We start from the raw sequence: 20,846 nt of genomic DNA, 5'->3' as shown, positions 1-20,846 counted from the left end.
TAAAGGGCTTTTAATTGGTATTTTTTAGAACCAAAGGTTCCATGGAATTCTACTTAAAATAAGCAATAATCCTAATGTGTAAAAAATAGCAAAGGTTTTAAATTTAGCTTCGCTATTAACTAATTTTTTATGTTTAGACCATCCAATAGTAATTAGGATGATAGCAATAATGTTAATTAGGGGGTGTTCTAATGATGTTAATCTATAATCTGCATTGGACATTTGTCCTAATACTTGAAGTCCAAGCGGAGAAACAAAATATAAGATTAAACCAATCAATAATTGAGTGTGTGTGCCAATTAAAGCAAATAAAGCGATTTTACGATCTTTAGCTGTAAATTCTTTTTTTGAAGTTACTCCGATAATTGCGTTAACAACTGCAACTAGCAGAAGAAGCAATGCTAAGTATGCCCAGCCAGAGTGAAATTTTTGTAGAAAATTATACATAAGGGGTGTTTTTTGTTTAAAAACAAATATAGCAAAAAAGGCTATAAAAAAACGGCATTAAACTTAAAAGTCAATGCCGTTTTTATTATTTATTTAGATTCTAAATTTTAGAAATCGTAACGTAAACTAAAGTTCCAAGTTCTTCCGTAACCAAAGTAAACTCTGTTTGCAGTAGCAACTCCGTTGTAAACTTCTCCAGCTTGTGCATAAGTTACACCAGCAGGGTTTGCTGTAGTAGGAGCAGTTTTGTAATCACTTGTAAAGATGTTTGTAAATGATTCGTTGATGAAAATTTTATCAAAAACGTTGTTTACATTTAATCTAAAGTTTAATGCGCCAATCTTAGGAGAGATGTTCCATTTGTATGATACACCAGCATCTGTAGTTGCGAAACCTGGCAATTCCATTGCTCCTTTGTTGTTTGCAGCTGAAAATTTAGATACATCGATGTTTCCAAATAACTTCTCAGAATAGTTAAGGTTTGCATCAACATTAAGACCGTTTAAGATTTCGTAAGCAGCTCCAATTGCCATTGTAGTTTGAGCATTGTTTCCAACTTTAACTCCATCTAGGTATAAAGGTTGGTCTCCACTAATTGGGTTGTTAGCAACATCAAAACGGCTACTTGTAGCATTTCCGCTGTATTTCCAGTCACCAATAGAGATCATCCCGTTTAATTTTAACTTGTCAATTGGTTTAGCTGTAACATCTAATTCTAAACCTTTGTGTATTTCATTAACACCTTGGAAAGTGTAGTATCCGCTTGGGTTAGTTGGTGCTTGATCTGTTGCAGTTGTAAATCTGTCATCCCAAGTTGTGTAATAAGCATTTAAGTTTGCGTTAAAGATTCCAGAACGGAAACCGTAACCAACTTCAACTGCTTTGATTTTTTCGTTTGTAAGGTTTGGGTTAACGATTGAAGCATTGTTAGGATATACTGCATTGAAAAACGGTTGTTTTGAGTATATACCTCCATTTACAAATACATTATGGTGCTCATTAATGTTGTAGTTAGCTCCAGCTTTAATGTCTCCACCAGTAATAGTTTTGAAACCTGTTTTAGCAAGAGGGCTATCATAAGTATACTTGAAATGGTCAATTCTTTGGTAAGCTTGTTGAGAAATAGCTCCTTGAAGGAAAGCAGTAAAGTTACCAGTAGTATATTCTAATTGAGTAAATGCTCCATAGTAATTAACTTTACTGTCATTCCAGTAGTTAATTCTATCTTGATAATCTGTGCTAACAAATGGATTTCCATTTGGTCTTGGAGCATAAGTAGTGCTAAAATAACCAGGATTGTTATTTACGTCAGCTGTATTTTTGTAAACATCAGCTCCAAGTAAATCAATTAAGTTTTGGAAGTGGATACCTTGGTACATTCTTCCCTCAACTCCAAAATCGAATGTAAAGTTTTCAGAGAATTTTTTGTCTAAATTGATTACTGCACCATACCAGTTGTGTGAGTTTACAGAAGCAATTTGAGAAATACCCGCTGTGTTATTGATGACACCAGTAGAGCTACGTCCCGTATCAGCACTATTCTCATATCTACCATTTACAGGTACTCTTGTTCCTAAAGTTGTTGGTTGACCTGAATTCCAGTTTTGAATTAAATCAAAGTTAACAAGACCGTCAGCTGTTCTTAAAGAGTTGTTTGTAGAGTAAGCGTTATTTCCTCTAATACCACCATTTGTATTAGTTCCTCCTCCACGTCCCCATGAAGCATAACCTACTGTAGATAATTTTGTAGTAGAGTTGATATCGTAATCCCAGTTAAGAGACATTACAGGTTTGTGGTAATAATTTGTTTTTAAATTATATTGCTCACCATTTCTCATTCCCCAATCAGCGTTGTATTTAATGTTTGGGTCAGTACCATTACTTCCGTATTTTAAGAAATCACTTAAAAGAGGAGATTGAGATCTTTGGTCGTGCCATTGAGGTGCTCCTGTAAATGTAAATTGGAAGTTATGTTTGTCGCTAGCTTTGTAGCCTAAAGCAATAAAATAGTTGTATCCTTCAAATTCAGTTGCGTTTACATAACCGTCTCCAGCTGTTCTGCTAAATAAAACAGAAGCTGAAAGTCCGTTTTTCATAACTCCAGTGTTGTAAGAAGCTTGTGTTTTTAAGTAATTATTGTTACCAAAGCTTGAAGAAACAGATCCACCTTCTTTCATGTCAGATGTTTTTGTAACGATATTGATTGTTCCTCCAACAGAAGAAATAGCCAATTTAGAAGCTCCAAGACCTCTTTGAACCTGCATTGCAGAAGTTACATCAGAGATACCTGCCCAGTTACTCCAGTAAACAGAGCTGTTTTCCATATCATTGATTGGCACACCGTTGATCATAACGGCAATATTTTTTTGGTCAAATCCACGAATCGCAATTCTTGAATCTCCATATCCACCACCTGCTTTTGAAGCATACACAGATGGAGTGCTTTTTAAGATTTCAGGAAACTCCTGAGATCCTAATTTTGCTTGAATTTCAGCAGCTTTAATTGTAGAAACTGCAACAGGAGTTTTTCTGTCCTTTGCAACGTCAATAATGCTGCTTGTAACTACAACTTCACTTAATTCGTTAGAATTTGAAGCTACCAAAGTGATAGTTCCTAAGTCTGTAGTTCCCGCGTTTGATACGGTAAACTTTACAGTTTGGTTGTCATAACCTAAAAAAGAGATTACAATCTCTCCTGTGTTTGATGGTGTAGTAAGTGTAAATTTACCATCAAAATCTGTTGAAGTTCCTGTAGTAGACCCCTTGATCACTACATTTGCTCCTGGTAATCCGCCTGTTCCGTCGGTAATTTTACCAGTAACTTTTCCTTGAGAAAATACGGTCGAAACTATCATAAAAAATAGTCCAGTCAGTAACCAATTTTTCATTTTCTTCATTTTGTTATTGAGTTTATTGTTTTTGGCAAAATTATAACAAATAACTCAGATAATGTTATCGAAATGTTAAGAAAAAACAGTTTTGTCTTTTGTGCTGCGCATTAAAATGAATTTTTCTTTTTTCATTAAAAAAAATATTGTTTTGTTGAATTAATACATTGCTTTTTTGTTAAATATATAATTTTTTGAATATTGTTGTAGGAAGAGATGTGCAAATCAACGTTTATTTGAGCGTTTAGTCGATGTTTTATACGAAAAAACGCCTTAATTTCGATTAAATTAAGACGTTTCAGTATGTTATGAAATTTTTAATTTTTGCCTCTTATTTATTCTTTAAGAAGTGGTTTAGCAAAAATGAAGTCGAGCTATCATGATTCTTAACAGTTTTAGAATTGATCTCGTCTAAAATAGAATTTGCCAATTGTTTGCCTAACTCAACTCCCCATTGATCAAAACTGAAAATGTTCCAGATAACACCTTGAACGAAAATTTTGTGTTCGTATAATGCAATTAATGATCCTAAGCTTTTTGGTGTAAGTTTTTGAATCAAAATAGTATTCGTTGGTTTGTTTCCTGTAAAAACTTTAAACGGTCTTAAGTAAGATGCTTTGTCAGCAGAAAGTCCTTGTTTGTCAAACTCTGCCTGAACTTGCGCTTCTGTTTTTCCATTCATTAAAGCTTCGGTCTGAGCGAAGAAGTTAGACATTAATTTATCATGGTGATCTTCGTTGCCATAAAGAGGTTTTACAAAACCGACGAAATCTGTTGGGATTCTTTTTGTTCCTTGGTGAATTAATTGGAAGAAAGCATGTTGTGAGTTTGTTCCTGGCTCTCCCCAAATGATTGTTCCAGTTTGATAGTTAACAGGTTTTCCATCACGACCAACACTTTTTCCGTTACTTTCCATAAAAGCTTGCTGTAAATAAGGAGCAAGTTTGTGTAAATATTGTGTGTACGGAATCAGAGCTTCGCTCTCAGCACCATAAAAATTATTGTACCAAACGCTTAATAAAGCTAAAATAACTGGAATGTTTTCATCAAATTCTGCCGATTTGAAATGTTCATCCATTTCGTAGGCGCCGTTTAATAAATCATTATAATTGTCAAATCCAACAGCTAAAGCAATGCTTAAACCAACGGCACTCCAAAGAGAAAATCTTCCACCAACCCAGTCCCACATAGGGAAAACGTTGTCTGGATTAATTCCGAATTCTGTTACATTTTTAATGTTTGTAGAAACCGCTACGAAGTGTTTTGCAATGTCTTCTTGAGAAGCCGATTTTAAAAACCATTCTTTTATAGTTTCTGAATTTGAAAGCGTTTCTTGAGTTGTAAAAGTTTTAGAAACAATTACAAATAAAGTAGTTTCAGGGTTTAGTTTTTTGATAACTTCATTTACGTGGTCACCGTCAACATTTGAAACGAAATGTGTGTTTAGGTGATTTTTGTAAAATTGTAAAGCTTCAACTGCCATAACAGGGCCAAGGTCAGAACCACCAATACCAATATTTACAACATCTGTAAAGGCTTTTCCAGTGTAACCTTTTCTTTGTCCAGAGATTACTTCTTGTGTAAAGTTTTTGATTTTATTTTTTACTTCGTAAACTTCTGGAATTACATTTTCTCCGTCTACTTTAATAACTGCCGATTCTGGAGCACGTAATGCTGTATGTAAAACTGCACGGTTTTCTGTCTGATTGATTAATTCTCCTCCAAAATATTGTGCAATTGCATCTTTCAATCCAATTGAATTTGCTAATTCTAATAAAAGAGAAACCGTTTCTTGACTAATATTATTTTTTGAATAATCTACTAAAAAATCATTCCATTGTAAATTGAATTTTTCTGCACGGGCACTATCTTGTTGAAACAATTCTTGTATTGTGGTTTCGTGAATTGCGTTATAGTGGTTTTGTAGATTTTTCCACGCTTCAGTCCCAGTTGGGTTTGTTGTGTTTAAAGCCATTTTTATCTATAATTGAGTTTGTTTTCTGAAACACAAAAATACTGAAATAACTTTTAAAAGGGGAGCGGTTTGCAATTATATAACAATTAGTTACGAAAACGTTTTATGAGTAAGTCATAACTTTTTCCAGACAACTTCAGCTGTTACCGATTTTCCGCCTTGGGTAGTATTGGTCACCGCATATTTAAGTTCGTTGTTTGCAAAAGTGTACGACCTCATTTGAATTGTTCCTTCCCAGTTTGGAAAAGATGCCGTTTTTATTTTAAAAGTTATAGTCTTATTTGTTTCGTCAATTTGATATTTGCCAAAATGCGAATTGCTTCCCTGAACAATTGCCGCGTTTTCCTCGGGTGTGCATTTATTTTTATCTCCAGATGCAATTTTTGCCCTTTTATCTTTATAAATCTGAATTGCATAGTTTCCTTTTTCATCAAAGAATAAAAAGCCCTTAGGATTTGTATCGTACGGAAGGCTTTTGGTTCCGTCAGAATTCGTGTTTTCAACCGAAACCAAAGTCCATGAACCTGAAAATTCAGATTTTTTTTGTGCGTGAATTGAATTTAAAATCAAAAGCAGTAAAATCAAAATTACGTTTTTCATCTTTTAAAAATTTAATAGTTTACTTTAATAATTTCTCCATTTAAAGTTTCTTCAATGCTCTTTGCATAAGCGTTTATTAAATCTTCAGTCGGAATATCTGCGACTTTTGCCGGACTAATAGCATTTAGTCTAATTCCTCTTTCCAATTCTAGCGAAGCTGCAAGAATAAAACTGTTGATTCCGCCATTTACAATCGCTTTACTAATATTGTTCTTCACGGGTTTATCGCCCATTTTTCCTGAAGTGAGTGTAAATGATCCGTTATCGTTTAAATGTTTTTGTCCAATTAAAACCAGATTAACTTGGCCAAGCAATTTGTTCTGAATGCCAATGTTTAGTTTTTTTTCGTCAAGCGAAAGCAAATCTCCGGTGTAACAATCGCCCGCAACACAAATGCAAGCATCAATGTTTTTAACTTCTTCGAATAATTTTTCAATCGAATTTGAATCTGATAAGTCGATTCTGAAATTGCCGCTGTTTCTTCCAGCCGAAATTATTTCATGATTTTTTGCGAAAGCAGGATGCAGTATTTTGCCAATTTCACCATTTGCGCCAATTAAAAGTATTTTCATTTTGCAGATTTTTAATTTGTTATCTGAAACAAAATTAAGAAGTTAGCATTCGCTGAAAATTGTACTTATTGGTACTAAAATTGTATTTTTACATAATGACAAACAAGAATTTATATCTTCCTTTTGAAGTTGATTTTAAAGAATTGGAGCAGTTTCCGAAAACAGTTCGGAAAAACAATTTCTTTGAATTGATTTATATTGTTGATGGAACAGGAATTCAAGTTATTAATGACAATAAGTTTCAATATAGAAAAGGAAATCTATTTTTGGTGACGCCGCAAGATGTGCATTCGTTTGAAATTGTAACACCAACAAAATTCTTCTTTCTTCGATTTAATGAATATTACGTAAAAACAGGTTCTCAAAATGGGCAATCTGAAGCAGTTTTGCGAATGGAGTATATTCTGCAAAATGCAAGTCATCGCCCAGGTTGTATTTTGAAAAATCAAATTGATAAACCTTTAATTGCTTCATTAATTGACAACATAATCAGTGAGCAAAACAATCAACAGATTTACCATCAAAAGATTATTGAACAGATTGTAAATACAATAATTACAATTGTTGCGAGAAACATTGCTTTGAAACTCCCAAAGAATATTAAAGAAACAACCGGAGAAATGGTTCTTGAAATTCTACATTATATTCAAGAGAATATTTACAATCCAAAAGAGTTAAAATCAGAAAAAATAAGTGGGCATTTTAATATTACGCTTAATTATTTGGGTAAATATTTTAAAAAGCAAACGGGAGAAACATTACAAGAATATATTGCAAACTACAAATTGAGGTTAATTGAAGCTAGACTTTTGAACAGCGATATGCGAATTAATGAAATCGCAGATGAATTAAACTTTTCGGACGAAAGCCATTTAAATAAAGTCTTTAAAAAACATAAAGGAATGAATCCTTCGGAATTTAGAAAAAAATATTCTTAGTAATTAAGAGATTTAATTACCAAAACTTCCACCAAGGTTTTTTGTTAATCTCTATGGTTTTTTTCGAAACATCGACATCAATTCTTTTTGGAGATTCTGTTTTAATTTTAGAATCATCAAAAAAAAGTTCGCCATTATCACTCATTCCGAGTGGCGATTTTGTTCTTTCTTTCCAATTTTCGGTCTGTAATTCTGGAATTAAGTCAACATCAATTTTTTCGCGAAAGCGTTTATGAGCTTTTTCTATAATTTCTTCTTCTAAGTTTGAAGATGAATTTTTGAAAAGTGAAATCGAATTGTCTGGAATATTTAAAAGAAAAACTTGGGTTTTATCACCGATTTTCTGAATGTCCAATACTTTAAAATAGGCAATTGAATCTAAAAGAAAATGTCCAATTTTTGCCGAATCAGGATTAAATTTCGACAAATCTTTGGCATGCGCGCTTGCAATTAAATATCTCAAATTTCCCGAAAGCCCTCCGCCAATCGAACTCATGTCGGTAAAACCTTTTTCTTGAATGATTTGTCCGACTTTGTAATTTGAAATTAAACTTTCGGTAAGATTGGTGTCTCTGTAAAATAATTTTAAACCAGAAAAAGTTTCATGATACATGGTTTTAAGGCGTGCGTTTTTCATGACTTTCAATTCAAAAAGATGATTTACAGATTTCCAATACTGTCCAACTCTCTTTTCAGAGGTTCAATTTGTGTCATAAAACGAGTTCTGTCGTTTCCTGTCAAAGATTCTCCCGTTGGAAGATTTAATCGAAGCGCATCAACTTGTACGCCGTTTTTCCAGAAACGATAGCAAACGTGCGGACCAGAAGCCAGACCTGTACTTCCAACTAAACCAATTGTCTGACCTTGAGTAACGCGTTGTCCACGGCGAACCAAGATTTTAGACATGTGTAAATATTGGGTAGAGTAGGTTCCGTTGTGTTTTACTTTTACAAAGTTTCCGTTTCCAGCTGTATATCCAGTAGTTTCTACAACTCCAGAAGCAGTAGTAGAAATTGGAGTTCCTGTTGGAGCCGCGTAATCGGTTCCTTTATGTGCTTTCCAAGTATGCTGTACGGGATGAAATCTATTCATGGTAAATCTAGAAGTGATTCGGCTGAATTTGATCGGAGTTTTTAGGAAGAAATTTTTAAGCGTTTTTCCTTGATCGTCATAATATTCAATCTTTCCAGAAGTAGTATCTCTTTCAAAAGGAAAAGCATAAACGATTTTGCCTTTATATTCAAAAAATGCAGCTTCGAGATCTTCAACTCCGTCATAGGTTTTTCCGTTAATGAAACGTTCTGTGAAAATTAATCCGTAACGATCACCTTTTTTTAGTTTGAAGAAGTCAATAGACCAAGAAAAGACTTTTGTAATTCTGCTCGCTAATGCTGTTTCTACATCTTCACCTCCTAAAGTTTCAGATAATGAAGTTTTTAAAACGCCTCCAATAATTTTTCTTTTTAAAGTAACTGGTTTTATTTTTTTATATGCTTTGGCAATACTGTCTCTTAAATCAATAACATAATAGCTTAAAGCATCAGGCTGATAAATAAAAACCTCCAAATTGTTGGTTTTATTTTTGGCGCGAAGTAAAGTAAAAGGTTTACCGTAACGAATGCTTCTAACATTAAAAGAATCTTTTACCTGCTCAACAATATCATGCACTTTTTTGTCTCCAATATTTTGGCTTTGCAAAATCGAGCCAAAAGAATCTCCTTTTGAAATAGTATCATTAACAATATTAAAGTCTGCGTAATTAAAACCGAATTCTATTTTTTTGGTTGTTGGTTTAGTAATTTTTGCTTCTACTTTTTCTTCTTCTTTTTTACATGAAAAAATAGAAAACAAGACAATTAAAATTACGACTGCTTTTTTCAAACTTTATAAAATTTTTGTGGTGAAATTAAACTTCGGTTTCATTTCCCCAATTGGACAATTCTTCTTCGGTCCACAATTTAGGAAAAAAGATGCGTCTTTGGTATTTTGGGTGCATATATTTTTGCCAGTCGCTTCCGCCAGTCGCTTCTCCGTTTCCTTTTCCACTTTCCAAGATGTATTTTCTTGCAGTATTAAGATGCTGCATTACCCAAGTAATATTTACCGTTTTGTCGTAATGGCGCATAGCAGCGATCAGTTCTGTATTTTGCTGATCTTCAACTGGTAATTGAGTGAATTTTTGCCAAATATTTTTCGTTTTAAACGAAGCCATTTGTCTTAAAAACTGCTCTTTGTATTTTTTTTCAAACTCATTTAATAAATATGATTTTTCGCCAGTGTGATAATCTTTTCCGGCAGCCTGCCAATAAAGATGTTCAAAACTGGTTTCCAAATCCGTGTTTTCGTCAAAATTTGCTTTGTATCTGCGGTCTGTCAAATTGATAACATCAGTCGAAGCAAATTCGATCATTCTATATTGAGCGCTCTGGAATCCGCTTGCTGGAGTAAGAGTATTTCTAAATTTCATGTATTGATCTACTTCCATTCCGTTTTCCATAATACTGAACGAATTGGTAAGCATGTCAAAATATCTGGTGATTCTTGATAATCTTTCACTGAAAAAATCAACCTGAATATTTTCTGTTTCGGCAATCTGGTCAATTTCCCACAAGATCATTTTAAAGATTAATTCGTTTACCTGATGATACATGATAAAAACCATTTCGTCAGGAAGTGTAGTGCGCTGAATTTGTAAATTTAATAAGGCATCTGTTTGAATGTAATCCCAATAAGTAATTGGTTTGGCCCAAAGCAATCCTTCTAACTGAACATCAGTTTTTTGATTTATGGCTTGAAATTTTAGGTCAATTTCTTTTAAAATTGCTTCAGAATGATCTGTAGGGTTCATTATTTTTTTGCTTTTAGTGGACTTTTTAATCCTTTATATTCATCGAGATCGGCCTTAAGAGATCCTACTGCCAAATCTGCTTTAATTCTAATTGGAACTTTGTTTACATCGTCTGTTATCCAGAGTGTTAAACTTTCTTTTTCTTTAAATACTCTGCCTGTCTGCACCAATGGTTTGAAGACCATCGTAGAAACCGTTCCAAATTTAGTCGTAATATCTTGACGACCTACATATTTTAACTTAAATTTTGTGATTTCATCATCAAAAAACATGTCGATTGTAATGGCCTCGCCGGATTTAAGTTTGTCAATGTTTGGATGATTTCTTAAGTAGTAAAATGCAGAAACAATATCCTGCACTTCTTCTGAAACCATGATGGTTTTTTCTGATTTACGTTTATAATCTTTTACTAAAACTTTATTTTCATTTTGATTAAAAAAACCTTCTTGATTTTTGGTGTAACCCCCTTCGTCAATTTTTCTAACATATCGGTATGGTTTTCCTGTTTCTTTGTCAAAATAACTTTCATATAAATCTTCTACTTTAAAGAAAAATTTGGACATTCCAGTTGTGTAACCTTTTCCAACAGAATGATATACCTTTTTGTTGTTGATAGTAGCATCTTTAACTTCAAGTGTTGCATATCCGGCATTTACAAATCCGTAATGTATTCTAAATTTGAAATATTCTCCTGTGTCGAAAGCGTCTTCTTTTTGAGGTGAGAAGGATAGTAGTGTTAGTGATAATATGATGAGGACGAGCTTTTTCATAGTACAATCTTTACATTTAATTATAAAGGTAGATAAATGCAAATTCTATTCCAAATGTACCAAAACAAAAAAACTCAGTCAAAGATGACTGAGTTTTTATGCTATTAACTAACCAAAAAACTATAAATTATGAAATTTATATCAATTCGGAAGGAAACCACCCCTTCCTGATTTGCGAGTGCAAAGATAGATAGAAAGTTCAAAAATCAAATAGCGAAAGTCAAGTTTAACATAACATTTGCAAAAAAATCATCGTTTTTTGGAGAATTATGCGGTTTTGTGCATCAAAATTAACAATTTACAGTGTTCCTCTCAATTCTTGCTCTCTTTCGATAGACTCAAAAAGGGCTTTAAAGTTACCTGCACCAAACCCTTTTGCACCCATTCTTTGAATAATTTCGAAGAAAAGCGTCGGTCTGTCTTGAACTGGCTTTGTAAAAATCTGTAATAAGTAGCCATCTTCATCGGCATCAACCATGATAGCTAGTTTTTCGATTTCGTTCAAATCTTCTTTCATCATATCCATGTGAACTCCTAATCTTTCAGGAATTGCTTGGTAATATGTATGAGGAGGAGCTGATAAAAATTCAACACCGCGCGCTCTTAATTGTGATACTGTTTTAATAATATCATCTGTAGCGATAGCGATATGCTGAATTCCAGGTCCGCCGTAGAAGTCTAAATATTCTTCAATTTGAGATTTTTTCTTTCCTTCTGCTGGTTCGTTGATTGGGAATTTAATTCTTCCATTTCCGTTAGACATTACTTTGCTCATCAAAGCAGAATACTCTGTGGTAATTTGTTTGTCGTCAAATGATAAGAAGTTTACAAATCCCATAACTTCTTCGTAGAATTTTACCCAAGTATTCATTTCGTTCCAACCTACATTTCCAACCATGTGGTCAATGTATTTTAATCCCGTTGGTTCTGGGTTAAAGTCAGATTTCCATTCTCTGTAACCTGGCAAGAAAACACCATTATAGTTTTTTCTTTCTACGAAAATGTGAACGGTTTCTCCGTAAGTGTAAATTCCAGAACGAACTACCTGACCAAATTCATCTTCTTCAACCGTTGGTTCCATAAAAGAACGCGCTCCACGTTTCATAGTCTCTTCGTAAGATTTTGTAGCATCTTCAACCCAAAGTGCAGCAACTTTTACTCCGTCTCCGTGTTTTTTCAAATGTTCATTAATTGGAGAATCTGCTGTTAAAGGAGTCGTTAAAACAATTCTGATTTTATCTTGTTTCAAAACATAAGATGCTCTGTCTCTTACTCCAGTTTCCAATCCGGCGTAAGCCAATGACTGATATCCGAATGCAGATTTATAATAGTGTGCTGCTTGTTTTGCATTACCCACATAAAATTCTACATAATCTGTTCCTAATAATGGAAGGAAATCTTGTGCTCCTTCAAATATTTTCTCTAATCCGTATTCTACTGATTTTACTTCTTTTGACATGATGTTTATTTGTTTAATCGGTTAATCGTTTAATTGATTTTCCGAAATGTTGTGTTTAAGTTTTTTTTACCGCAAAGAGCGCAAAGATTTTTTTAAGTTAGATTTTGTAAAATCGCTAAGAACGCAAAGCTTTGTGAACTCGTTTGAGTAAAACGTCATTAGAATCTTTGTGAACTTTGCGAAAAATCCTCTGCGAACTTTGCGTTACATTAATTTATTCAACCCAAGATTTGTAGTACTGACCATCGTCAAGTCCCATCGCTTCTTCAGTAACCATTAATGGACGGAAAGTATCCACCATAACAGCTAATTCCTGAGTTTCTTTATGACCAATACTACGTTCCATTGCGCCAGGCGCTGGTCCGTGCGGAATTCCTTTTGGGTGTAAAGTGATATGACCTTGCTCAATATTATTACGGCTCATAAAGTCACCGTCAACATAATATAGCACTTCGTCAGAATCTATATTGCTGTGATTGTAAGGTGCTGGAATAGCTTTTGGGTGATAATCGTAAAGTCTTGGGCAGAATGAACAAACTACAAAAGTAGCTGTTTCAAAAGTTTGGTGTACTGGTGGCGGTTGGTGAACACGCCCAGTTATAGGTTCGAAATTATGAATTGAAAATCCGTATGGAAAATTGTAGCCATCCCAGCCTACAACGTCAAACGGATGTGTGGCGTAAACCACTTCGTGCATCATCCCTTCTTTTTTGATTTTAATTAAAAAATCACCTTTTTCGTCGTGCGTTTCCAATTCATTTGGCAAAATAAAATCACGCTCGCAAAAAGGAGAATGTTCTAAATGCTGACCAGATTGGTTTTTGTAACGTTTTGGAGTATAAAAAGGGGAGTACGATTCTACATAAAATAATCGGTTATCTTCGGTTTCGAAATCAATTTGATAAATAATGCCACGTGGAATAATCAAATAATCGCCATATTCAAACGGAATATTTCCTAACATGGTTCTTAATTTTCCTTTTCCTCTATGGATGAAAAGCATTTCATCGGCATCGGCATTTTTATAGAAATAGTTTCGAAGTGATTCTTTCGGCGCAGCCAAACCAATAATACAGTCTTTATTGACTAACATTGCTTTTCGGCTGTCCAGAAAATCATTTTCAGGTTTCAATTCAAAACCTTTAAAAAGAAGCGATTTTATATTTTTTCCGATTGCAATTTTTGGTTCAACCGAATAAGAGTTTAAAATTTCTTTAACCTGTGTTGGTCTGTGTACATGATATGATAGCGACGAATGTCCGTGAAAACCTTCGGTTCCAAACAATTGTTCGTAATAAAAACCTCCATTTGGTTTTTCAAATTGGGTGTGTCGCTTTTGAGGAAAATCCCCAAGTTTATGATATAGTGGCATGGCTTTTTCAATTAGATAATTAGTAAATTAGATAATTCGAAAATTTGAATTGCAGAGATAATAATCAGTTCAATTTTTGCAATTGACTGATTATTTCAATTCGATAGAGCCATTACTCAGGATTTCTCTTGATGAGGAATTGAAGATACTCTAATAAACCTGTCCAATTTGTTTTCATTATAACAAATGTCGTAATTTTTTCGGAGTAAAAATAAAAATTATATTATTTATAACTATAAAATAACTTAGTTTTTTTGATATAATTTTTATGATATAAAAAAATAGGCAGAATTTATTGAAGTATTCTCGATTATACTACTAAAATTGAAACCCGATGCTAAACCACGTAAAACTTTTTGACATTTCTGGAGACCAAGATTGTTTTACTTCTATAGGACCAATGATGGTTTCTAAACCATAACCCACGGCATAACCAGTATATTTTGGCATAGAAACCCAATCGACAGAAGAGAAAATGTCATCTCCCAAATTGGCAAAATTAGCTGATACATTGATGTGGTTTTTTTTGAAGATTTCGTAATCAATATTGATGTCAGCTTTAATGTAACTGTTGCCAGCAATACTTAGAAAATCGTAGCCATAGAAATAATTGAAATTGTTTATTTTGTTGTAGCCATAACCTCCAAATATAAAATCAAAAAACGGAACGCTGTCGCTGCCAATATTAAATCCCGCATCGGTTCCAAATTTTATCGTTGCTTTTTTAAATAGTGGTCTAACAATTGATACCTCGGCTTTTGCAATCGAAAAAGGCTTAAATTGATTGGTGTAATCTGACGATGCCATATAAGTCTGCAGATCTGTAGAAAAATACAATCCAGAACTTGGGTAATATTTTTCGTCTAGCGAATCGTATTTTAAATAGGCAAAGGCACTAAAATAATTGCTTTTTTCAATTGTGTTGTCTTCGTTTGTAAGAGTTGGTGAGCTAATTTTTAGATACTTATATTCTAAACCACCGCCCATTAAAAATTTCTGTACAAAAATAGTCTGGAAATAAGCCTGATTGGTTATATCCATAAAGTCAACATTAATAAGGTTAACATTGGGATTCTCTTTGAGAACGCCACTCAAACTAGTAGTTACATTTCGATTAAATTGATTCAATCTCGAACGGAAGCCAAAGCTGATGTTAAAACCATTTTCGACATAATAGTTAAAATCATATCTGAAATTATCACCCAAAATAATATCGAGAGAAGTAACATCGTTTTTTAAGAAAGTCTTTTTATGTGTTAGATTTAATAAAACGGCACTTTTGTAAAGACCGTCATAATGAAGTCCAAGTTTTAAATAAGTCTGAGTTGGGTTTTCTCTTAAAACTAAGTCCAAGTCGTCTTTATCGCCATCTGGTTGAAGGCAATAGGAGATTGTGCTAAAGTTTTGTGTTGCGTTTAAGTTGTTTATCCCAGCTTTAAGTCCATCATAGGTTATGGTGCTTCCTGGTTTGAAACGAAGTTTGCCTCGAATGTATTCTTTAGTGTAATTTTCTAATTTGTCAGTGTTTATATCTTGAATATGAAGAGTATCTGAAGCCAGTTTTAGTTTTGGTTTTTTATAAAAATTGCTTTCATCCGTCAAGGTTTTGAGTTTTTCATAAACAGCAAAAGCGGCTTCTTCTCCTTTTCTGATGATTTCTTCTCCTCGGTCAAATGAAATAACACCAAAGTCACGAATATCCGGTTTAATATAAATATCGGTATCCTTTCTTTTGTTTTTCATTTTTTCGATAGATTGCAGATTGGTAATCTGAACCAAAATTCTAGTGGCATTTTTCAGGTTCTTTCTTTTCAGCAAATCGTCCTGAACATCGACCCCAATAATAATATCAGCACCAAGATTGCGAACTTCCTGTATTGGGTAATTATTTACCACACCACCATCAACCAACAGATTCCCATCAATTTCTACTGGAGTAAATAGGGAAGGAAAAGCCGCACTTGCCATCATGGCTTGAACGAGATTTCCTTTATTTAATAATACTTCTTCGCCAGTTTCAATATTGGTTCCGATACATAAAAACGGAGTTGGGAGTTTGTTGAAATCACGAACATGACGCACATTTCTAGTCAAACTGCTTAGCAAATTATAATTGTACATTCCTTTTGAAAGTGCTTCAGGAATGCCAATTCTAAAATTGCTAAACGGTAAAACAACTGCATACAGCTCGTCATTCTTTTTGCCATAAAAGTTTTTGGATGAACGCGGAATGTAATCGTTTATTAATTCGTCAAAATTGGTTTTTTTGAAAATGGAATCAATCTGTGAAGCATTGTATCCAGAAGCATAAAGTCCTCCAATTACAGAACCCATACTGGTACCGCCAATATAATCAATTTTGATTCCGGCTTCTTCCAGAACTTTTAAAACTCCGATATGAGCAAAACCTTTGGCGCCACCACCGCTTAAAACCAAACCAATTTTAGGTCTCTTTACGCTGTCTTTTTTTGCTTCTTGAGAAAAAGATTCTTGCGAAAACAAAAAGGTCATCAATAAAACAAATGAGAATGCGCACGAAGAAGCTCCTTTGAACCAAATTTTTGAAATGTACAGTTGGAATGAACGCATAAAAACTTTAATTGGTTTTGTAAAAGTCGACAATTTTTTTGGCTTTAGAAACACCTACAACGGCTGAAATTTCTTTTTCTGTAGCCAATTTCAATCTTTTAACACTTTTGAAATGTTGTATTAATGTTGTCATGGTTTTTTCGCCAATTCCCGGAATGCTTTCAACCGAAGAATTAAGTGCCGATTTGCTGCGTTTATCTCTATGAAATGTGATTCCGAATCTGTGTGCTTCGTTTCGTAAATGCTGAATCACTTTTAAAGTTTCTGATTTTTTGTCTAGATATAACGGAATCGAATCGCCTGGATAGAAAAGTTCTTCCAAACGTTTTGCGATTCCAATAATAGCCACTTTTCCGCGTAAGCCTAAATCATCAATACTTTTTAATGCTGCCGAAAGCTGTCCTTTTCCACCGTCAATAATAATCAATTGCGGAAGCGGTTCGTTTTCGTCCAATAATCTTTTGTAACGGCGATATACGATTTCGGTCATCGAAGCAAAGTCGTTTGGACCTTCAACGGTTTTGACATTAAAATGGCGGTAATCTTTTTTGCTTGGTTTTCCGTCTTTAAAAACGACACAAGCCGCAACAGGATTTGTTCCTTGAATATTCGAGTTATCAAAACATTCTATATGTCTTGGTTCAGACGGAAGACGTAAATCTTTCTGCATCTGCGCCATAATTCGATTAACATGACGATCGGGATCTACAATCTGTAATTGTTTTAATTGTTCGATTCGATAGAATTTCGCATTTCGAATCGATAAATCCAGAATCTGTTTTTTGTCTCCAAGCTGCGGAACAGTGATTTTGATATTTTCGCCCAAATCCATTTCAAAAGGAACAATAATTTCTTTTGATAATAATTGAAAACGCTCGCGAAGTTCTACAATAGCTAATTCTAATAATTCTTCATCGCTTTCGTCCAATTTTTTCTTCATTTCTAAAGTGTGCGAACGGATAATTGAACCATGAGAAATCTGAAGGAAGTTGACAAAAGCCGCACTTTCATCGGAAACAATAGAGAAAACATCAATATTGGTAATCTTCGGATTGATGATTGTCGATTTTGATTGATAGTTTTCTAAAACCTCAATTTTCTCTTTTATTTTTTGTGCTTCTTCAAATTGTAGATTCTGAGCATAGTTGTTCATCAATTTCTTGAAATCCTTTAAACTTTCTTTGAAGTTTCCTTTTAGGATTTCGCGAATAGCATTGACTTGTTTTTGGTATTCTTCCAAAGGTTCCAAACCTTCACAAGGGCCTTTGCAGTTGCCAATATGATATTCCAAACAAACTTTAAATTTTCCTGAACTAATGTTCGATTCGCTCAAATCGTAATTGCAAGTTCGAAGCGGATATAATTCTTTAATTAAATCTAAAATAGTATGTACTGTTTTGAAACTGGTGTATGGACCAAAATATTCAGAGCCATCCTTGATCATGTTTCGAGTTGAAAATATTCTCGAAAAAGGTTCTTTTTTAATACAAATCCAAGGGTACGTTTTGTCATCACGAAGCAAAACGTTGTATCTCGGCTGAAGTGTTTTAATTAAATTGTTTTCTAATAAAAGCGCATCAGTTTCGGTTGGAACTACGATGTGTTTTATCGTTACGATTTTTTTTACCAGAACGTTGGTTTTGGCAGTATCGTGAATTTTATTGAAATAGGATGAAACCCTTTTTTTTAAATTTTTGGCTTTTCCGACATACAAGATTTTCCCGTCTTTATCATAATATTGATAAACGCCAGGATTATCGGGTAAGGTAATAATTTGAAGTTCAAGAGGACTCTGCATAATTACAAAATTAAACTATTGAGCTTAAAGTTTAAAATTCTTTTGAGTTTCTTCGTCAAAAAAAAAGAGCCCTTTATATTGTAAAGGGCTCTTCTGTAAAACATATTTTATTTGATCGAAAAATATTCTGTTTGCAGTAAATGTGTTCTTTCGTCAAAAGTAAAATCTACATATTTAGCATCATCTTTTTTAATGTCGACTTTTAATCGGCTTCTTCCAATTTCTTTTTTATCAGCATTGAAAGCTTTTAAAATTAGATCGCCTTTAAAGTCATTTTTAGCTATTAAATAAATAGTTACTTTTTTTTCTTTGTCTTCGCTAGAAGCATAAATTTTTTCGGCTTTGCAATCTTCAAAATTTGCTTTAAAAGAGGCTTCAGCAATTACATCAGATTGATTTATGCTTTCATTCACTCCAGAATTTATTCCTTTTATCACATCTCCAATACCTTTGGAAGCGCTTTTTGCAGCTGCTTTCCCTTCATCTTGAAGCGCTTTTCCAGCACCTTCAATTAATTTAGATTTTACAGCAATTGCTTCATTTCCATCTTCTTCGGCTTCTTTCATTTTTTCTTCCTTGCTCATGCATGAAACCATTAGCATCAGTGCGCTAAGTAATATTAAAGTCTTTTTCATTCTTTTGGTAAATAGGTTATTGTTTTGTTTATATAGGAATTTGTGTATTAAATCCAAAAGTATGAATTTAAAATATAATTTCTATATTTAGATTTTATAATTCACATGAAAAATAATGCTCCATTGGTTATTTTCGGCGAATCGATTTTGCCGGGAGAACACAGAACCATAAACGTCGAAATTGCCCGACTGCATACTACAACTAAGTTGAATATTCCTGTTATTGTTCGTCGTTCAAAACACGAAGGACCGACTGTTTTATTTTCTGCTGGAATTCATGGTGACGAAATTAACGGAGTTGAAATCGTTCGTCAGATTATCAGTAAAAAAATAAATAGACCTGCGCGTGGCACAATAATTTGCATTCCAGTAATCAACATGTACGGATTTGTAAATAAATCTCGTGAATTTCCAGACGGTCGTGATTTAAACCGCGTTTTTCCAGGAAGTAAAAAAGGTTCGCTTGCCAGCCGATTTGCTTATCATATTGTCGAAGAGATTTTACCAATTTTAGATTACGCAGTCGATTTTCATGCAGGTGGCGCAAGCCGTTTTAATGCTCCACAAATTAGAATTACCGAGAATAATCCCGAACTGAAAGTTTTAGCCGATATTTTTAATGCGCCATTTACATTGTATTCTAAAAACATAAACGGTTCTTTTAGAAAAACTTCTGAAAGTGCCAATGTGAAAATGCTGCTTTTTGAAGGGGGAAAATCATTAGATATCAATAACGAAATTGCTAATCAGGGAGTTTTAGGGACAAAACGTTTGCTTCATTATTTAGGAATGCTGGATTCGAAACAAATTATGGAACCTGCATTAACACCTTCAATTTACATTAAACAATCAGTTTGGCTTCGTGCGAAATGTTCTGGACTGCTGCATGATTTTAATCTCGTTGGAAAGTTCGTAACCAAAGGCACAATCTTAGCCATCATTACAGATCCGTTTGGGAAATTTGAACAAAAAATCAAAGCGCCACATGATGGTTATGTAATTAATGCCAACCATTCGCCAATTGTTTACGAAGGCGATGCTATTTATCATTTATCTAAAACTCCAGACAATGCCGACGAGTAAAAAGGAACTTCGCACAGAATATAAAAATCTCCGTAAAGCACTTTCTTTCGATGAAATAGAAGAGAAAAGTCTAGAAATTGCCAATCAATTGATTCAAATGCCTATTTGGGACAAAACGTATTATCATGTTTTTCTTCCAATTGAAGAGCATAAAGAAGTGAATACAGAATATGTCCTGCATTTGCTTTCTGGAAAAGACAAAGAAATTCTGATTTCGAAAAGTGATTTTGAAACCAGAAAAATGACTCATTTTCTTTTAACAGACAATACTAGAATCAAAAAAAACGAATACAATATTCCAGAACCAGTTGACGGAATCGAAGTGCCTTCTTCTAAAGTGGAAGTGGTCTTTGTACCGCTTTTGGCTTTTGATATTCATGGAAATCGAATTGGTTACGGAAAAGGTTTCTACGATAAATTCCTTGCCGAATGCAAACCTGAAACCTTAAAAATTGGGCTTTCATTTTTTAAAGCAGTTAATCAGATTGATGATGTTTTTGAATCGGATATTAAATTGGATTATTGCGTTACGCCTGAGAGAATTTATCAGTTTTAATTTTACATTCTGGTATTCTGTAGAGACGCACCGCAGTGCGTCTAACACATAGAATATAAATTACTGCCACAGATTACAAGATTAGAAAGGATTAATCTTTTAAAATCATTTTATCTGTGGCAAAAAATAAATATTCATTCCAGTGCATCTGACACAATGTTTGTCGATATGCTTGACGTAGACGCACTGCAGTGCGTCTCTACAATTCTGTATGGACAAAAGATAGAATTGCATTTCACTTCTCACATTTCTCATTTTACAAAAAACAAAAAAATATTTTCAGCTAAAAATCCCTTTAAAAATAAGGGTTTCTCAT

17 protein-coding genes are annotated in these 20,846 nt (G+C 33.7%); 3 read left to right on the top strand and 14 right to left on the bottom strand.

Annotated elements, in window-relative coordinates; translation table 11 throughout:
* Positions 1 to 24 precede the first annotated feature (24 nt).
* The 5 genes from DM397_RS10770 to DM397_RS10750 form a co-directional block, all read right to left on the bottom strand.
* Positions 25 to 447, bottom strand: a complete 423-nt coding sequence (locus tag DM397_RS10770) for a hypothetical protein (protein WP_111377535.1) — start codon at positions 445 to 447, stop codon at positions 25 to 27.
* Between the two features lie 107 nt (positions 448 to 554).
* On the bottom strand, positions 555 to 3,335 hold the full coding sequence (locus DM397_RS10765) for a TonB-dependent receptor (protein ID WP_317048804.1): 2,781 nt from the start codon (positions 3,333 to 3,335) through the stop codon (positions 555 to 557).
* Between the two features lie 331 nt (positions 3,336 to 3,666).
* A complete protein-coding gene (gene pgi, locus DM397_RS10760; RefSeq protein WP_111377533.1) occupies positions 3,667 to 5,310 on the bottom strand; it encodes a glucose-6-phosphate isomerase in 1,644 nt (547 codons plus the stop codon).
* Positions 5,311 to 5,424: 114 nt separating this feature from the next.
* Complete coding sequence (locus tag DM397_RS10755; protein ID WP_111377532.1) at positions 5,425 to 5,910, bottom strand: lipocalin-like domain-containing protein; 486 nt, start codon at positions 5,908 to 5,910, stop codon at positions 5,425 to 5,427.
* An 11-nt stretch (positions 5,911 to 5,921) separates the two neighbouring features.
* The gene (locus DM397_RS10750) at positions 5,922 to 6,482 is read right to left on the bottom strand and encodes a short chain dehydrogenase (protein ID WP_111377531.1); all 561 of its coding nucleotides are present in this window, start codon (positions 6,480 to 6,482) and stop codon (positions 5,922 to 5,924) included.
* Between the two features lie 95 nt (positions 6,483 to 6,577).
* Here DM397_RS10750 and DM397_RS10745 point away from each other — a divergent pair, with 95 nt between their 5' ends.
* Positions 6,578 to 7,420: an AraC family transcriptional regulator gene (locus tag DM397_RS10745; RefSeq protein WP_111377530.1), complete on the top strand. Its 843-nt coding sequence runs from the start codon at positions 6,578 to 6,580 to the stop codon at positions 7,418 to 7,420.
* Between the two features lie 16 nt (positions 7,421 to 7,436).
* Here DM397_RS10745 and DM397_RS10740 read toward each other — a convergent pair whose 3' ends face one another.
* The 9 genes from DM397_RS10740 to DM397_RS10700 all read right to left on the bottom strand — a co-directional run bounded on the left by DM397_RS10740 (position 7,437) and on the right by DM397_RS10700 (position 18,891).
* The gene (locus DM397_RS10740; RefSeq protein WP_111377529.1) at positions 7,437 to 8,057 is read right to left on the bottom strand and encodes a hypothetical protein; all 621 of its coding nucleotides are present in this window, start codon (positions 8,055 to 8,057) and stop codon (positions 7,437 to 7,439) included.
* Between the two features lie 23 nt (positions 8,058 to 8,080).
* On the bottom strand, positions 8,081 to 9,301 hold the full coding sequence (locus DM397_RS10735) for a M23 family metallopeptidase (protein WP_111377528.1): 1,221 nt from the start codon (positions 9,299 to 9,301) through the stop codon (positions 8,081 to 8,083).
* Between the two features lie 25 nt (positions 9,302 to 9,326).
* Positions 9,327 to 10,268 (bottom strand): tryptophan 2,3-dioxygenase family protein, encoded by a 942-nt coding sequence (locus tag DM397_RS10730; protein ID WP_111377527.1) that lies wholly within the window; start codon positions 10,266 to 10,268, stop codon positions 9,327 to 9,329.
* Positions 10,268 to 11,038: a DUF3108 domain-containing protein gene (locus tag DM397_RS10725; protein WP_111377526.1), complete on the bottom strand. Its 771-nt coding sequence runs from the start codon at positions 11,036 to 11,038 to the stop codon at positions 10,268 to 10,270. Before DM397_RS10725 ends, DM397_RS10730 begins: the two co-directional genes overlap by 1 nt.
* A 298-nt stretch (positions 11,039 to 11,336) precedes the next feature.
* Positions 11,337 to 12,497, bottom strand: a complete 1,161-nt coding sequence (gene hppD / locus DM397_RS10720) for a 4-hydroxyphenylpyruvate dioxygenase (protein ID WP_073415588.1) — start codon at positions 12,495 to 12,497, stop codon at positions 11,337 to 11,339.
* A 214-nt stretch (positions 12,498 to 12,711) separates the two neighbouring features.
* Complete coding sequence (locus DM397_RS10715; RefSeq protein WP_111377525.1) at positions 12,712 to 13,869, bottom strand: homogentisate 1,2-dioxygenase; 1,158 nt, start codon at positions 13,867 to 13,869, stop codon at positions 12,712 to 12,714.
* A 318-nt stretch (positions 13,870 to 14,187) separates the two neighbouring features.
* Entirely contained in the window at positions 14,188 to 16,458 is a 2,271-nt protein-coding gene (locus DM397_RS10710; protein WP_111377600.1) for a patatin-like phospholipase family protein, read from the bottom strand.
* A gap of 7 nt (positions 16,459 to 16,465) precedes the next feature.
* A complete protein-coding gene (gene uvrC / locus DM397_RS10705) occupies positions 16,466 to 18,256 on the bottom strand; it encodes an excinuclease ABC subunit UvrC (protein ID WP_162615478.1) in 1,791 nt (596 codons plus the stop codon).
* A 107-nt stretch (positions 18,257 to 18,363) separates the two neighbouring features.
* Positions 18,364 to 18,891, bottom strand: coding sequence for a hypothetical protein (locus tag DM397_RS10700; RefSeq protein WP_142479087.1), 528 nt, complete (start codon positions 18,889 to 18,891; stop codon positions 18,364 to 18,366).
* A 105-nt stretch (positions 18,892 to 18,996) separates the two neighbouring features.
* Between DM397_RS10700 and DM397_RS10695 the strand changes: the two genes are divergently transcribed.
* Complete coding sequence (locus tag DM397_RS10695) at positions 18,997 to 19,974, top strand: succinylglutamate desuccinylase/aspartoacylase family protein (protein ID WP_111377522.1); 978 nt, start codon at positions 18,997 to 18,999, stop codon at positions 19,972 to 19,974.
* Positions 19,961 to 20,530: a 5-formyltetrahydrofolate cyclo-ligase gene (locus tag DM397_RS10690; protein ID WP_111377521.1), complete on the top strand. Its 570-nt coding sequence runs from the start codon at positions 19,961 to 19,963 to the stop codon at positions 20,528 to 20,530. Before DM397_RS10695 ends, DM397_RS10690 begins: the two co-directional genes overlap by 14 nt.
* The last annotated feature ends 316 nt before the right edge of the window (positions 20,531 to 20,846 follow it).

It is taken from the genome of Flavobacterium nitrogenifigens (assembly GCF_003254565.1).
GTDB lineage: Bacteria > Bacteroidota > Bacteroidia > Flavobacteriales > Flavobacteriaceae > Flavobacterium > Flavobacterium nitrogenifigens.
This window is presented reverse-complemented; position numbering and strand designations above follow the sequence as displayed.